This is a genomic window from Streptomyces sp. NPDC034099, assembly GCF_055575415.1.
Window position 1 is genome coordinate 42,819 of sequence record NZ_JBVISR010000010.1, and the last position, 15,393, is coordinate 58,211.

Consider the following 15,393-nt stretch of genomic DNA (forward strand, 5'->3'; position numbering starts at 1 on the left):
CTGTGATGCGCTGGGGCTCATGAAGAGGGGGACACCGTTTCCGGTGTCCCCCTCGGGGCTGCTAGTCGCGGGCCGCGGTCAGGAATTCGGCGTGTTCCTGGAGTGAGCGCACTCCCACGTCACCGTGGTTGAGGGCGTCGATGCCCTGCACCGCCGCGGCCAGCGCCTGGACCGTGGTCAGGCAGGGCACGGAGCGGGCCACGGCCGCCGTCCGGATGTCGTAGCCGTCGAGGCGGCCGCCCGTGCCGTACGGGGTGTTGACGATGAGGTCGACCTCGCCGTCGTGGATCAGCTGCACGATGGTCTTCTCGCCGTTCGGGCCGGTGCCCTCGGACTGCTTGCGCACGACGGTGGCGCTGATGCCGTTGCGCTTGAGGACCTCGGCGGTGCCGGAGGTGGCCATCAGCTCGAAGCCGTGGGCGACCAGCTCGCGCGCCGGGAAGATCATCGAGCGCTTGTCGCGGTTGGCGACCGAGATGAAGGCGCGGCCCTTGGTCGGCAGCGGCCCGTACGCGCCCGCCTGCGACTTGGCGTACGCCGTGCCGAAGACGGAGTCGATGCCCATGACCTCGCCGGTGGAGCGCATCTCCGGGCCCAGCACCGTGTCGACGCCGCGGCCGTGGATGTCCCGGAAGCGGGACCACGGCATCACCGCCTCCTTGACGGAGATCGGCGCGTCCAGCGGCAGGGTGCCGCCGTCGCCGTTCGCCGGGAGCAGGCCCTCGGCGCGCAGTTCGGCGATGGTGGCGCCCAGCGAGATGCGGGCGGCGGCCTTGGCCAGCGGCACCGCCGTCGCCTTGGAGGTGAAGGGGACGGTGCGCGAGGCACGCGGGTTGGCCTCCAGGACGTAGAGGATGTCCCCGGCCAGCGCGAACTGGATGTTGATCAGACCGCGCACGCCGACGCCCTTGGCGATGCCCTCGGTGGAGGCGCGCAGCCGCTTGATGTCGAAACCGCCCAGCGTGATCGGGGGCAGGGCGCACGCCGAGTCGCCGGAGTGGATGCCGGCCTCCTCGATGTGCTCCATGACGCCGCCGAGGTACAGCTCCTCGCCGTCGTACAGGGCGTCGACGTCGATCTCGATCGCGTCGTCCAGGAAGCGGTCGACCAGGACCGGCCGGGACGGGCTGATCTCGGTCGACTCGGCGATGTACGCCTCAAGACGGGTCTCGTCGTAGACGATCTCCATGCCGCGTCCGCCGAGGACGTAGGAGGGCCGCACCAGGACCGGGTAGCCGATCTCGTCAGCGATGGCCTTGGCCCCGGCGAAGGTGGTGGCGGTGCCGTGCTTGGGGGCCGGCAGCCCGGCCTGCGCCAGGACCTGCCCGAAGGCGCCGCGGTCCTCGGCGGCGTGGATGGCCTCGGGCGAGGTGCCGACGACCGGCACGCCGTTGTCCTTGAGCGCCTGGGACAGGCCCAGCGGGGTCTGGCCGCCGAGCTGGACGACGACGCCCGCGACCGGTCCCGCCTGCTGCTCGGCGTGGACGATCTCCAGGACGTCCTCCAGGGTGAGCGGCTCGAAGTACAGCCGGTCGGAGGTGTCGTAGTCGGTGGAGACGGTCTCGGGGTTGCAGTTGACCATCACGGTCTCGTACCCGGCGTCCGACAGCGCGAAGGAGGCGTGGACGCAGGAGTAGTCGAACTCGATGCCCTGGCCGATGCGGTTCGGGCCGGAGCCCAGGATGATGACGGCCGGCTTCTCGCGCGGCGCGACCTCGGTCTCCTCGTCGTAGGAGGAGTAGAAGTACGGCGTCCTCGCGGCGAACTCGGCGGCGCAGGTGTCGACCGTCTTGTAGACCGGGCGGATGCCGAGGGCGTGGCGGACCTCGCGGACGACGTCCTCGCGCAGCCCGCGGATCTCGCCGACCTGCTGGTCGGAGAAGCCGTGCCGCTTGGCCTCGGCGAGCAGGTCGGCGGTCAGCTCGGGCGCGGCGGCCAGCTCGTCGGCGATCTCCTTGATCAGGAAGAGCTGGTCGACGAACCAGGGGTCGATCTTGGTGTACTCGAAGACCTCCTCGGGCGTGGCGCCCGCGCGGATGGCCTGCATGACGGCGTTGATGCGGCCGTCGGTGGGCCGGACGGCCTCTTCGAGCAGCGCCTTCTTGTCGCCCACCTCGCCGACGAAGGTGAACTGGCTGCCCTTCTTCTCCAGGGAGCGCAGCGCCTTCTGGAAGGCCTCGGTGAAGTTGCGGCCGATGGCCATGGCCTCGCCGACCGACTTCATGGTGGTGGTGAGGGTGGAGTCGGCGCTCGGGAACTTCTCGAAGGCGAAGCGCGGGGCCTTGACGACCACGTAGTCGAGGGTCGGCTCGAAGGAGGCCGGGGTCTCCTGCGTGATGTCGTTGGGGATCTCGTCGAGGGTGTAGCCGACGGCAAGCTTGGCGGCGATCTTGGCGATGGGGAAGCCGGTCGCCTTGGAGGCCAGCGCGGAGGAACGGGACACGCGCGGGTTCATCTCGATCACGATGACGCGGCCGTCGGCCGGGTTCACCGCGAACTGGATGTTGCAGCCGCCGGTGTCGACGCCGACCTCGCGGATGATCGCGATGCCCACGTCACGCAGGGTCTGGTACTCGCGGTCGGTGAGCGTCATGGCGGGCGCCACGGTGATCGAGTCGCCGGTGTGCACACCCATGGGGTCGAAGTTCTCGATGGAGCAGACGACCACGACGTTGTCGTTCTTGTCGCGCATCAGCTCCAGCTCGTACTCCTTCCAGCCGAGGATGGACTCCTCCAGGAGCACCTCGGTGGTCGGCGAGAGGGTGAGGCCCTGCCCGGCGATGCGGCGCAGCTCCTCCTCGTCGTGGGCGAAGCCGGAGCCGGCGCCGCCCATGGTGAAGGAGGGGCGGACGACGACGGGGTAGCCGCCGAGCGCGTCGACGCCCTTGAGGACGTCGTCCATGGAGTGGCAGATGTAGGACCGGGCGGACTCGCCGTGGCCGATCTTCTTGCGGACCTCCTCGACGACCTCCTTGAACAGGTCGCGGTCCTCGCCCTTGTTGATGGCCTCGACGTTGGCGCCGATCAGCTCGACGCCGTACTTCTCCAGGACGCCGTTGCCGTGCAGCGAGATGGCGGTGTTCAGCGCGGTCTGGCCGCCCAGGGTGGGCAGCAGCGCGTCGGGGCGCTCCTTGGCGATGATCTTCTCGACGAACTCGGGGGTGATCGGCTCGACGTAGGTGGCGTCGGCGATCTCCGGGTCGGTCATGATCGTCGCCGGGTTGGAGTTCACCAGGACGACGCGCAGGCCCTCGGCCTTGAGCACGCGGCACGCCTGGGTGCCGGAGTAGTCGAACTCGGCGGCCTGGCCGATGACGATCGGGCCGGAGCCGATGACCAGGACGGACTGGATATCGGTGCGCTTAGGCACGCTGGCCCTCCATGAGCTTCACGAAGCGGTCGAACAGGTAGGCGGCGTCGTGCGGGCCGGCTGCCGCTTCGGGGTGGTACTGGACGCTGAAGGCCGGCCGGTCGAGGAGCTGGAGCCCCTCCACCACGTTGTCGTTGAGGCAGACGTGGGAGACCTCGGCGCGGCCGTAGGGGGTGTCGGAGACCTGGTCGAGCGGGGCGTCGACGGCGAATCCGTGGTTGTGCGCGGTGACCTCGACCTTGCCGGTCGTACGGTCCTGCACGGGCTGGTTGATGCCGCGGTGGCCGTACTTCAGCTTGAAGGTGCCGAAGCCGAGCGCGCGGCCCAGGATCTGGTTGCCGAAGCAGATGCCGAAGAGCGGGGTTCCGCGCTCCAGGACGCCCCGCATGACGGAGACCGGGTGGTCGGCGGTGGACGGGTCGCCGGGGCCGTTGGAGAAGAACACGCCGTCCGGGTTGACGGCGTAGACGTCGTCGACGGTGGCGGTGGCGGGCAGGACGTGCACCTCGATGCCGCGCTCTGCCATGCGGTGCGGGGTCATGCCCTTGATGCCGAGGTCGACGGCGGCGACGGTGAACTTTTTCGCACCGATCGCCGGGACGACGTACGCCTCGGTGGTGGCGACCTCGGCGGACAGGTCGGCGCCGCTCATCTCGGGGGCCCGGCGGACCTCGGTGAGCATGGTGCCCTCGTCGGGCAGCGCCTGGCCGGAGAAGATGCCGACGCGCATGGCGCCGCGCTCGCGCAGGTGGCGGGTGAGGGCGCGGGTGTCGATGCCGGAGATGCCGACGACGCCCTGGGCGGCCAGCTCCTCGTCCAGCGTGCGCGTCGAGCGCCAGCTGGAGGGCACGCGGGCGGGGTCGCGGACGACGTAGCCGGAGACCCAGATCCTCTTGGACTCCATGTCCTCGTCGTTGATCCCGGTGTTCCCGACGTGCGGGGCGGTCATGACGACCACCTGGCGGTGGTACGACGGGTCGGTGAGGGTCTCCTGGTAGCCGGTCATGCCGGTGGAGAACACGGCTTCGCCGAAGGTGGCCCCCACGGCCCCGTAGGCACGGCCGCGGAAGATCCGGCCGTCCTCCAGGACGAGTACGGCGGGAGTCCGGTGGGCTCCCCTGCTGGAGGTCGTCATCGTGCGCCTTCCGTTTCCGTCTTGTTGATCATGTCGTTCAGGGTTTCGACCCATTCGTTGTGCTCGGCCGCGTGGTCGGAGCGGAAGCCGGAGTCGATCAGCTTGTCGCCGTGGGCCCAGGTGACGACCAGCAGGCCGCCCTCGGTGAGGACCTTGCCGGCGATGCCCTTGTCGAGACGGGCCTCGCGCAGCGCGGCGACGGGGACGAAGAAGTCGGCGGCGCCGGGGCGTACGACGTCCAGTCCCGCGTCGGTCAGGGTCAGCTCGACCCGGCTGCGGGTGCCCAGGCCGTGCGCGACGATGCGGTCCAGCCACTGCCCGGCGGTGGTGGAACCGTGGTAGCGACCGCTCAGCACCAGTTTCGCCGCACCCGGGTCGTCCGGCGCGCCGGGCAGTTCGGGGAGGTCGCCCTGGAGCGTGCCGCGCCACTTCCAGCCCTCGCGCATCAGCCAGTAGACGAGCGCGACGAAGAGGCCGAGGCCGACGACCCAGCCGACGCGGGCGGCCCAGTCGGTCACTTCCGCCGATTCCTTCTCGGCGGCCAGCAGGATTACCGGTGCTACAGATGTCACGTGAGCTTCCCGTCGACGAGCGTGGCCTTGCCCCGCAGCCACGTGTGCGTCACACGGCCCGGCAGCTCACGCCCCTCGTAGGGGGTGTTGCGACTGCGCGAGGCGAAGCCCGCGGGGTCCACCTGGCCACGGTATGCCTCCTCGACGAGGGTGAGGTTGGCGGGCTCACCAGCCGAGACGGGTCGGCCGTGTCCGGTGGCCTGTCCGATCCGCGCGGGCTTGAAGGACATCCGGTCGGCGACGCCGGCCCAGTCCAGCAGGCCCGTGTCCACCATGGTCGCCTGCACCACCGACAGCGCGGTCTCCAGGCCCACCATCCCCATGGCGGCGGCGGCCCACTCGCAGTCCTTGTCCTCGTGCGGGTGCGGGGCGTGGTCGGTGGCGACGATGTCGATGGTGCCGTCGGCGAGCGCTTCGCGCAGGGCCATGACGTCGCGCTCGGTGCGCAGCGGCGGGTTGACCTTGTAGACCGGGTTGTACGACCGGACCAGCTCGTCGGTGAGGAGGAGGTGGTGCGGGGTGACCTCGGCGGTGACGTCGATGCCGCGGGACTTGGCCCAGCGGACGATCTCGACGGACCCGGCGGTCGACAGGTGGCAGATGTGGACGCGGGAGCCGACGTGCTCGGCGAGCAGCACGTCCCGGGCGATGATCGACTCCTCGGCGACGGCGGGCCAGCCGCCGAGGCCCAGCTCGGCGGAGACGACGCCCTCGTTCATCTGGGCGCCCTCGGTGAGCCGGGGCTCCTGGGCGTGCTGGGCGACGACGCCGCCGAAGGCCTTCACGTACTCCAGGGCGCGGCGCATGATCACGGCGTCGTGGACGCACTTGCCGTCGTCGGAGAAGACGGTGACGCCGGCCGCGGACTCGTGCATGGCGCCCAGTTCGGCGAGCTTGGCGCCCTCCAGGCCGACGGTGACGGCGCCGATGGGCTGCACGTCGCAGTAGCCGGACTCCTGGCCGAGCCGCCAGACCTGCTCGACGACGCCGGCGGTGTCCGCGACGGGGAAGGTGTTGGCCATGGCGAAGACGCTGGTGTAGCCGCCGCTCGCGGCCGCGCGGGTGCCGGTCAGGACGGTCTCGGAGTCCTCGCGGCCGGGCTCGCGCAGGTGGGTGTGCAGGTCGACCAGGCCGGGCAGCAGCACCTTGCCGTCCGCCTCGACGACCTCCGCGCCCTCGGCGGACAGGTTCCGGCCGACCGCCTCGATGACGGCGCCGTCGATCAGCACGTCCTGCGGCTCGCCGCCGAGCACCTTCGCACCGCGGATCAGGGTCTTGCTCATCGTCTTACTTCTCCTCGGTGGGGCGGGCGTGGGACACGGCGGGCTCGTTGCCGCCGAGCAGCAGGTAGAGGACGGCCATCCGGATGGAGACACCGTTGGTGACCTGCTCGACGACGGTGCAGCGGTCGGAGTCGGCGACCTCGGCGGTGATCTCCATGCCGCGCACCATCGGGCCGGGGTGCATCACGATGGCGTGGTCGGGCATCCTCGCCATGCGGTCGCCGTCGAGGCCGTAGCGGCGGGAGTACTCGCGCTCGGTGGGGAAGAACGCGGCGTTCATCCGCTCGCGCTGCACGCGCAGCAGCATCACCGCGTCGGACTTGGGCAGCGTGGAGTCGAGGTCGTAGGAGACCTCGCAGGGCCAGGTCTCGACGCCGACGGGCAGCAGGGTGGGCGGGGCGACGAGGGTGACCTCGGCGCCGAGGGTGTGCAGCAGGTCGACGTTGGAGCGGGCGACGCGGCTGTGCAGGATGTCTCCGACGAGGGTGATCCGGCGGCCGTCCAGGTCCTTGCCGAGCCCGGTGTCGCGGCCGACCAGCCGGCGGCGCATGGTGAAGGCGTCGAGCAGGGCCTGGGTGGGGTGCTGGTGGGTGCCGTCCCCGGCGTTGACCACGGCGGCGTCGATCCAGCCGGAGGTGGCCAGGCGGTAGGGGGCGCCGGACGCGCTGTGCCGGATGACGACGGCGTCGACGCCCATCGCCTCCAGGGTCTGGGCGGTGTCCTTGAGGGACTCGCCCTTGGAGACGCTGGAGCCCTTGGCGGTGAAGTTGATGACGTCCGCGGACAGGCGCTTCTCGGCGGCCTCGAAGGAGATCCGGGTCCGGGTGGAGTCCTCGAAGAAGAGGTTCACGACGGTACGGCCGCGCAGGGTGGGCAGTTTCTTGATCGGCCGGTCCGCGACCCGGGCCATCTCCTCGGCGGTGTCGAGGATCAGGACGGCGTCGTCGCGGGTGAGGTCGGCGGCCGAGATGAGATGACGCTGCATCTGTCAGGCTCCGTAGGGCGAGTCATGCGGAAGAGCGGGATAATTCGGGCGGCCGGGCGCACGGAGGCGCGCCGAACAGGCGTACGGCACGGGCGGGCGCGTACGCGGGGTGCTACGGGTGGGCGCCCGGGGCGTCCGGCTTGGCACCGAGCAGCACGGTGTCGCGACCGTCCTCCTCGGCGAGCTGGACCTTGACCGTCTCCCGCAGCGACGTCGGGAGGTTCTTGCCGACGTAGTCGGCGCGGATGGGCAGTTCGCGGTGGCCGCGGTCGACGAGGACGGCGAGCTGCACCGCGCGCGGGCGGCCGATGTCGTTCAGCGCGTCGAGGGCGGCGCGGATGGTGCGGCCGGAGAAGAGCACGTCGTCGACGAGGACGACGAGGCGGCCGTCGATGCCGTCACCGGGGATCTCGGTGCGCGCCAGGGCACGCGGCGGGTGCATGCGCAGGTCGTCGCGGTACATGGTGATGTCGAGCGAGCCGACCGGCATCTTGCGCTCGGTGATCTGCTCCAGTTTGTCCGCGAGCCGCCGGGCGAGAAAGACGCCGCGGGTCGGGATGCCGAGGAGCACCACGTCGTCGGCGCCCTTGGCGCGTTCGACGATCTCGTGGGCGATGCGGGTCAGTACCCGCGCGATGTCGGGCCCTTCGAGAACGGGCCGGGCATCCTGCTGCTTGTCCATACGAAACGGACCCCCTTCTCCGCCTCACGGGACGGATCTTAAAGGACGTCGGATATGCGCCACCTACGGTAGCAGGCTCACAGAACCTCTCCGACGGCCCCCCTGGGACTCCCCCGTCACCCTTCTGCCGCACCCCGATCACCCGCTCGGCCCAACGGACGGCGAATACCACGGAAGAGTCGGTGCGGACCATTCGGCTTGACGCAGGAGAGTAACGCTGCGTAACCTCACAGTGAGTTACCAGCCGCGCGGCCGACAACAGAGCCTGCCGCGTCGACACCTTGTCCGGGGAGCCATATGTCCAGCGAATACGCCAAACAGCTCGGGGCCAAGCTCCGGGCCATCCGCACCCAGCAGGGCCTTTCCCTCCACGGTGTCGAGGAGAAGTCCCAGGGCCGCTGGAAGGCCGTCGTGGTCGGTTCGTACGAGCGCGGCGACCGCGCCGTGACCGTGCAGCGCCTCGCCGAGCTGGCGGACTTCTACGGCGTCCCCGTGCAGGAGCTGCTGCCGGGCACCACCCCCGGCGGTGCCGCCGAGCCGCCGCCGAAGCTGGTCCTGGACCTGGAGCGGCTGGCCACCGTGCCGGCCGAGAAGGCGGGCCCGCTCCAGCGGTACGCGGCCACGATCCAGTCGCAGCGCGGTGACTACAACGGCAAGGTGCTCTCGATCCGCCAGGACGACCTGCGCACACTCGCCGTCATCTACGACCAGTCGCCCTCGGTCCTCACCGAGCAGCTGATCAGCTGGGGCGTCCTGGACGCGGACGCGCGTCGCGCGGTGGCGTCCCACGACGAGCTCTGAGCCCCCACCGCCTCAGCAGAAACGTGCCGCCGGGGTGGCCGGAACCGTTCGTTCGGTTCCGCCCACCCCGGCGGTTTCTTGCGTGTGTGCGGCGCGGGCACGGCTCGTGGAGCTACTCCCGGCGCAGCGAGGGCTTGAGGTCCTTCAGCCGGCCCAGCAGGCCGTTGACGAACGCGGGCGACTCGTCGGTGGAGAACTCCTTCGCCAGCTGCACCATCTCGTCCAGGACGACGGCGTCCGGGGTCGCGTCGACCCAGAGCAGCTCGTACGCGCCCAGGCGCAGGATGTTGCGGTCGACGACCGGCATCCGGTCCAGCGTCCAGTCGACCGAGTACTGGGCGATCAGCTCGTCGATGCGCTTGGCGCGCTCGGCGTAGCCCTCGACCAGCTCCATCGTGTACTCGCTGACCGGCGGCTGCCGGGTGTCGGACCGGGAGTGCCGGACCCAGTCGGCGAGCACCGTCAGGACGTCGGCGCCGCGCTGGTCGCCCTCGAAGAGGATCTGGAAGGCGCGCTTGCGGGCCGTGTTGCGAGCAGCCACGGTTAGCTGTTCACCCGGCCGAGGTAGTCGCTCGTACGGGTGTCGACCTTGATCTTCTCACCGGTGGTGATGAAGAGCGGCACGTTGATCTGGTGACCGGTCTCCAGGATGGCGGGCTTGGTGCCGCCGGTGGAGCGGTCGCCCTGGACGCCGGGCTCGGTCTCCTTGACGGTCAGCTCGACGGCGGCCGGCAGCTCGACGAAGAGCACCTCGCCCTCGTGCTGCGCGACGGTGGCCTCGAAGCCCTCGATGAGGAAGTTGGCGGCGTCACCGACGACCTTGCGGTCGATCATCAGCTGGTCGTACGTCTCCATGTCCATGAAGACGAAGTAGTCGCCGTCCATGTACGAGAACTGCATGTCACGCTTGTCGACAGTGGCCGTCTCGACCTTGACGCCGGCGTTGAAGGTCTTGTCGACCACCTTGCCGGAAAGCACGTTCTTGAGCTTGGTGCGCACGAAGGCCGGGCCCTTGCCGGGCTTGACGTGCTGGAACTCGACGACGGACCAGAGCTGGCCGCCTTCGAGCTTGAGCACCAGGCCGTTCTTGAGGTCGTTCGTGGAAGCCACGGTTGCGGAATCTCCTGGACTGGACTGACGTGGACGACCCGGGAGCGTACGCGCAGCGCAAGGCTAGAGCGCGAGCAGCTCCTTGGTCGTGATGGTGAGTAGCTCGGGTCCGCCGTCCGCCTCGGGGCGCACGACGAGCGTGTCATCGATCCGGACCCCGCCCCGGCCCGGGAGGTGGACCCCCGGTTCGACGGTGACCGGCACACAAGCGTCCAGTTTACCCATGGCCGCGGGGGCCAATTGAGGGTCCTCGTCGATTTCGAGTCCGACACCGTGACCGGTGAGTGCCGGGAGGTTCTCCGCGTACCCCGCCGAGTCCAGTGCCTGGCGGGCCGCACGGTCCACATCACGGCAGGCGGCGCCGGGTGCGAGGGCCTCACGTCCGGCCCGCTGGGCGGCGAAGACGAGGTCGTACAGCTCGATCTGCCAGTCGGCCGGCGAGGTGCCGATGACGAACGTACGGCCGATCTCGCAGCGGTAACCGCGGTACGTCGCGCCCAGGCACACGGAGAGGAAGTCGCCCTCCTCCACCCGGCGGTCGGTGGGCCGGTGGCCGCGGCGTCCCGAGTTCGGGCCGGTGCCGACGGAGGTGGGGAAGGCGGGGCCGTCCGCGCCGTGGTCGACGAGGCGGCGTTCCAGCTCCAGGGCGAGGTGCCGCTCGGTGCGGCCGACCAGGATGGACTCCAGGAGCTCGCCGAGCGCCTGGTCGGCGATCTCGGCGCCGATGCGCAGGCAGGAGATCTCCTCCTCGTCCTTGACGACCCGGAGCTGCTCCACGGCCTGACCCAGGTCCGTCAGACGCAGCGTCGGCGCGACCGAGCGCATGGCGCGGTGCCGGACCACGGTGAGGTGGTGGTCCTCCGTGGCGAGGGACTCGGCGCCCTGGTCCGCGGCGAGGCCGGTGGCCGTGACGGCCGGATCACCGCCGGGGCCGGGCAGGGTGCGGACCTGGAGCGACTCGTCGGGACGGCCCTCGGTCGGCCGGTCGTCGGGCGGCCCCGAGCAGACCAGCAGGTCCTCGGTCCTGCCGAGGAGCAGCACGGCGCCGTGCGGGGCGGCGCCCGCGAGATAGCGCACGTTGGCGGGCCGGGAGACGAGCGCCGCCGCGCTGCCGCCCGCGTTGCAGCGTTCCCGTAGGCGCGTCCGGCGGGCCGCGTAGACCTCTGACATGAGCCGAGCGTATGGCTCCGCCGGTGGGGGCGCCGCTTGGGTGGGCCGAGTGGGCGGGGCCGGGAGATGCGGGGTGCGCCCAGCGGGGTGGGGCTTCTTGTCGTGTGGCGTCCGACCGCCCGGTGGGGGCTGGTCGCACCCCCGCGGCGGAGCCGCATGTCGATACAGCCCCGCGCCCCCTGGGTGGGCGCGGTCCCCTCTCTTACCAGTTCGGCGGGCTCGCTATCGAGCGGGAGAGGACCTCGTCGAGGAGGTGGGCGGTTTCCGGGATGTCGAGTTGGGAGTTGTCGATGATGGGGAGGCCGGAGCCGTACCAGCCGGCCATGCGGCCGTGGATGCGGGCGACCTCCTCGTCGGTGAGGCGTCGGTTGCCGCTGCGTTCGGCGTTGCGCTCCAGGACGATGTCCAGACCCGGCAGGAGCACGACCGGGAGCAGGCCGGGGCCGACGTGCCGCTTCCAGCCTCCGAGGCCGACGACCGGGCGGTCCGGGAAGACCGCGTCGTCGAGGATGCAGGAGATGCCGTTGGCGAGGAAGTTGCGCGCGGAGAAACCGCAGGTGCGGCGGGCGAGGCGGTACTGCGCCTCCGAGTGCTCGTTCCATCCGGTCTGGGGGTCGGCGAAGCCGGAGCGGACCCATTCACGGACGTCGTCGAGGCTGATGTGCGCGGTCGGGACCCGGCGGTGGTCCGCCCAGTACTTGGCCACGCTGGTCTTGCCCGCGCCCGCGGGGCCGATGAGCAGCACCGCGAGGGTGGTCGTGGTGGGGTCGGGCGCGGCGGCCGTGGCGGGGGGCACGGCGGGCACGGCCACCGGGCCGCCGGGCGGCAGCGGCACATGCCCGGTGGTGTCCGGCGCGGGCGGGGCGGGGGCCGGCTGATGGGGTGCCGGGGCGGGGGCCGGCTGGTGCGGTGCCGGGACGGGTCCCGGGTGCGCGGTGGGGGCCTGCCGCGGCGCCGTGGGGTACCCCGGCGCGGCAGGCGGTACGGGGGCGGGTCCCTGGGGCGGGCCAGGGTGGTGTGCGGCCGGGGACCAGCCGAGGGCCGGTCCGTGCCCCGGCTGGTGGGGCGGCGGCAGCGGAGAACCCACTGGGTGCTGCATCCGGTGCCACTCCGTCTCGTACAGGCGATGGGCGCTGGCGGCGGGAAGGGGGCCCGCCGTCTTGCTACCGAACGGTACCGCCCCCGGCCGTCGTTTGGTGAACGGCCGGGGGCGGCCCGAAGTGCCCGTCCCGCACGGCGAATCGGGCGGAACGGCGCACCGGGGTACTACTCGCCCACCTCGCCGTAGGCGGCGAGGAGGACGGCCGGGTCGGGGCCCTCCAGGACGGTGGGCTTGGCGAGGCCGTCCAGGACGATGAAGCGCAGCAGATCGCCGCGCGACTTCTTGTCGAGCTTCATGTTCTCGACCAGCTTGGGCCACTGGTCGTGGCGGTAGTGCAGCGGGAGGCCGACCGCTTCGAGGATGCTGCGGTGGCGGTCGGCGGTGGCGTCGTCCAGGCGGCCCGCGAGGCGGCCGAGTTCGGCGGCGAAGTGCATGCCGACCGACACGGCGGCGCCGTGCCGCCACTTGTAGCGCTCGTTCTTCTCGATGGCGTGGCCCAGGGTGTGGCCGTAGTTGAGGATCTCCCTGAGGCCCGCTTCCTTGAGGTCGGACGAGACGACCTCGGCCTTGACCTTGATGGAACGCACGATCAGCTCGGCGGTGTGCGGTCCGGCCGGGGTGCGCGCGGCCTGCGGGTCGGACTCGATCAGGTCCAGGATCACCGGGTCGGCGATGAAGCCGGCCTTGATGACCTCGGCGAGGCCCGAGACGTAGTCGTTGACCGGCAGCGAGTCCAGGGCGGCCAGGTCGCACAGGACACCGGCCGGCGGGTGGAAGGAGCCGACGAGGTTCTTGCCCTCGGCGGTGTTGATGCCGGTCTTGCCGCCCACGGCCGCGTCCACCATGGCCAGCACCGTGGTGGGGACGGCGATCCAGCGCACCCCGCGCAGCCAGGTCGCGGCGACGAACCCGGCCAGGTCGGTGCTGGCACCGCCGCCGACCCCGACGATGACGTCGGTACGCGTGAACCCGGACTGGCCGAGCGCCTTCCAGCAGTACGCGGCGACCTCGGCGGTCTTGGCCTCCTCGGCGTTGGGCACCTGGATGGCGATCGCCTCGTAGCCCTGCGCGGCGAGGTCGCCGCGCAGCGCGTCACCGGTCTCGGCGAGCGCCTCGGGGTGGATCACCGCGACCCGCTTGGCCTTGGCACCGATCAGGCCGCCCAGCTCGCCCAGGAGCTGACGGCCCACCAGGACCTCGTAGGGGTCGGATCCCGCGGTGCCGCCGACCTGGATCCTTGTCACGTCGTTCACCACAGCGTCCTCCGGCCGGGGGTCCGGGGGTTGTCCCCCGGGAGATACGGTCTTCAACTCCACTGCTTCCAGGACGGCTTGGGTGACTTCTTCCGGCGTGCGGCCGTCCGTGGTCACGACGGCCGCGGCGACCTCCTCGTAGAGGTGCCGGCGCGCCTCCATCAGCTCGCGCCACTGCTTGCGCGGGTTGACCGCGAGCAGCGGACGCGCCGCGTTCAGGCCGGTGCGCTTGACGGCCTCCTCGACGTCCATCGAAAGGTAGACGACCCGCTGTCCGGCGAGCAGCGCCCGCGTGTCGGCGTCGAGGATCGCGCCGCCGCCGAGGGCGAGGACGCCGTCGTGCTCGGCGAGCGCGGCGCGCACGGCCTCCTTCTCCAGGGCCCGGAAGGCGGCCTCGCCCTCGTCCACGAAGATCTCGGCGATGGCCCGGCCCTGGGCGGCGACGATGTCCTCGTCCGTGTCCCGGTAGCCCGTGCCCAGCCGGTCGGCGAGCAGCTGCCCGACGGTGGACTTGCCGACGCCCATCGGGCCGACCAGGACGATCAGCGGTGCGCTCATCGGATGGCCAGGTTGTCGAGGTAGGAGGTGACGTTGCGGCGGGTCTCGGTCACGCTGTCGCCGCCGAACTTCTCCGCCACGGCGTCGGCGAGGACGAGGGCCACCATGGCCTCGGCGACGATTCCGGCGGCGGGGACCGCGGACACGTCGGAGCGCTGGTGGTGGGCCTGCGCGGCCTCGCCGGTGGTCACGTCCACGGTCTTCAGGGCGCGCGGCACGGTCGCGATCGGCTTCATCGCGGCGCGCACCCGCAGCAGCTCACCGGTGGTGAGGCCGCCCTCGGTGCCGCCGGAGCGGCCGGAGACCCGGCGGATGCCGTCCTGCGTGCTCACGATCTCGTCGTGGGCCTGGGACCCGGGCACGCGGGCCAGCTCGAAGCCGTCGCCGAGCTCGACGCCCTTGATCGCCTGGATGCCCATGAGGGCGCCCGCGAGGCGCGCGTCGAGCTTGCGGTCCCAGTGGACGTGGGAGCCGAGGCCCACCGGTACGCCGTAGGCGAGGATCTCGACGACGCCGCCGAGCGTGTCGCCGTCCTTGTGGGCCTGGTCGATCTCGGCGACCATCGCCTTCGACGCGTCCGCGTCCAGGCAGCGCACCGGGTCGGCGTCCAGCCTCTCCACGTCGGCCGGCGTCGGGTACACACCGTGCGGCGCCTTCACCGAGGCCAGCTCGACGACATGGCTGACGATCTCGACGCCGGTCGTCTCCTTGAGGTACGACCGGGCCACCGCGCCCAGCGCGACCCGCGCCGCCGTCTCCCGGGCCGAGGCGCGCTCCAGGATCGGCCGGGCCTCGTCGAAGCCGTACTTCTGCATGCCGGCGAGGTCCGCGTGACCGGGGCGCGGCCGGGTCAGCGGGGCGTTGCGCGCGAGACCGGCCAGCACCTCCGGGTCCACCGGGTCGGCCGACATGACCTGCTCCCACTTGGGCCACTCGGTGTTGCCGACCATGACGGCGACCGGGGAGCCCATGGTCAGACCGTGCCGGACGCCGCCGAGGAAGGTGACCTCGTCGCGCTCGAACTTCATCCGCGCACCGCGCCCGTAACCGAGCCGCCGCCTCGCCAGGTGGTCCGCCACCATCTCGGTGGTGATCGGCACGCCGGCGGGCAGTCCCTCCAGCGTCGCGACGAGTGCGGGACCGTGGGACTCCCCCGCGGTCAGCCAGCGCAACCTGCTCAACGGTGCTCCTCAGTGCTCGCGCCCCGGTATGCCCCGCGTACGTGTCTTCTCCGCGTACGCGACGGTCCGACCGGGTGCGCGGCCCCGGTCCGCCGCCTCCGATCCTCCCACGTTCGGCCGCCGGACCCGGTCGCCGGTCCATTTCCCGGACGCGCGGGCGGACGCGCGCGCACGGGCCCGCGGACGAACCC

Annotated in this window: 13 protein-coding genes; 1 reads left to right on the forward strand and 12 read right to left on the reverse strand. The window is 71.4% G+C overall.

From position 1 onward, the window contains the following. Positions 1 to 61 precede the first annotated feature (61 nt). The 6 genes from carB to pyrR all read right to left on the reverse strand — a co-directional run bounded on the left by carB (position 62) and on the right by pyrR (position 8,027). On the reverse strand, positions 62 to 3,370 hold the full coding sequence (carB, locus tag ACZ56V_RS26610; protein WP_356365092.1) for a carbamoyl-phosphate synthase large subunit: 3,309 nt from the start codon (positions 3,368 to 3,370) through the stop codon (positions 62 to 64). Beyond that, the gene (gene carA, locus ACZ56V_RS26615) at positions 3,363 to 4,505 is read right to left on the reverse strand and encodes a glutamine-hydrolyzing carbamoyl-phosphate synthase small subunit (protein ID WP_468945734.1); all 1,143 of its coding nucleotides are present in this window, start codon (positions 4,503 to 4,505) and stop codon (positions 3,363 to 3,365) included. Before carA ends, carB begins: the two co-directional genes overlap by 8 nt. Beyond that, positions 4,502 to 5,077 (reverse strand): PH-like domain-containing protein, encoded by a 576-nt coding sequence (locus ACZ56V_RS26620; RefSeq protein WP_398917124.1) that lies wholly within the window; start codon positions 5,075 to 5,077, stop codon positions 4,502 to 4,504. The genes carA and ACZ56V_RS26620 overlap by 4 nt, the downstream gene beginning before the upstream one ends. Beyond that, the gene (locus tag ACZ56V_RS26625) at positions 5,074 to 6,360 is read right to left on the reverse strand and encodes a dihydroorotase (RefSeq protein WP_398917126.1); all 1,287 of its coding nucleotides are present in this window, start codon (positions 6,358 to 6,360) and stop codon (positions 5,074 to 5,076) included. Before ACZ56V_RS26625 ends, ACZ56V_RS26620 begins: the two co-directional genes overlap by 4 nt. A gap of 4 nt (positions 6,361 to 6,364) precedes the next feature. Beyond that, complete coding sequence (locus ACZ56V_RS26630) at positions 6,365 to 7,345, reverse strand: aspartate carbamoyltransferase catalytic subunit (RefSeq protein WP_398917128.1); 981 nt, start codon at positions 7,343 to 7,345, stop codon at positions 6,365 to 6,367. A gap of 112 nt (positions 7,346 to 7,457) precedes the next feature. Next, on the reverse strand, positions 7,458 to 8,027 hold the full coding sequence (pyrR, locus tag ACZ56V_RS26635) for a bifunctional pyr operon transcriptional regulator/uracil phosphoribosyltransferase PyrR (RefSeq protein ID WP_059299521.1): 570 nt from the start codon (positions 8,025 to 8,027) through the stop codon (positions 7,458 to 7,460). A 297-nt stretch (positions 8,028 to 8,324) separates the two neighbouring features. Here pyrR and bldD point away from each other — a divergent pair, with 297 nt between their 5' ends. Further along, entirely contained in the window at positions 8,325 to 8,828 is a 504-nt protein-coding gene (bldD, locus tag ACZ56V_RS26640) for a transcriptional regulator BldD (RefSeq protein ID WP_003977337.1), read from the forward strand. Positions 8,829 to 8,940: 112 nt separating this feature from the next. On the opposite strand, the gene nusB is transcribed toward bldD, so the two are convergent. The 6 genes from nusB to aroC all read right to left on the reverse strand — a co-directional run bounded on the left by nusB (position 8,941) and on the right by aroC (position 15,202). Beyond that, positions 8,941 to 9,369 carry a transcription antitermination factor NusB gene (gene nusB, locus ACZ56V_RS26645; RefSeq protein WP_087810361.1) on the reverse strand — a complete coding sequence of 143 codons (429 nt, stop codon included), beginning with the start codon at positions 9,367 to 9,369 and terminating at the stop codon, positions 8,941 to 8,943. A 2-nt stretch (positions 9,370 to 9,371) separates the two neighbouring features. Beyond that, positions 9,372 to 9,938 (reverse strand): elongation factor P, encoded by a 567-nt coding sequence (gene efp / locus ACZ56V_RS26650; RefSeq protein ID WP_356365105.1) that lies wholly within the window; start codon positions 9,936 to 9,938, stop codon positions 9,372 to 9,374. A gap of 63 nt (positions 9,939 to 10,001) precedes the next feature. Next, on the reverse strand, positions 10,002 to 11,108 hold the full coding sequence (locus ACZ56V_RS26655) for an aminopeptidase P family protein (RefSeq protein ID WP_356365107.1): 1,107 nt from the start codon (positions 11,106 to 11,108) through the stop codon (positions 10,002 to 10,004). A gap of 202 nt (positions 11,109 to 11,310) precedes the next feature. Further along, complete coding sequence (locus ACZ56V_RS26660) at positions 11,311 to 12,207, reverse strand: Pro-rich N-terminal domain-containing protein (protein ID WP_398917132.1); 897 nt, start codon at positions 12,205 to 12,207, stop codon at positions 11,311 to 11,313. A gap of 167 nt (positions 12,208 to 12,374) precedes the next feature. After that, complete coding sequence (gene aroB, locus ACZ56V_RS26665; protein ID WP_398917134.1) at positions 12,375 to 14,021, reverse strand: 3-dehydroquinate synthase; 1,647 nt, start codon at positions 14,019 to 14,021, stop codon at positions 12,375 to 12,377. Further along, entirely contained in the window at positions 14,018 to 15,202 is a 1,185-nt protein-coding gene (aroC, locus tag ACZ56V_RS26670) for a chorismate synthase (protein ID WP_356365112.1), read from the reverse strand. Before aroC ends, aroB begins: the two co-directional genes overlap by 4 nt. Positions 15,203 to 15,393 lie beyond the last annotated feature (191 nt).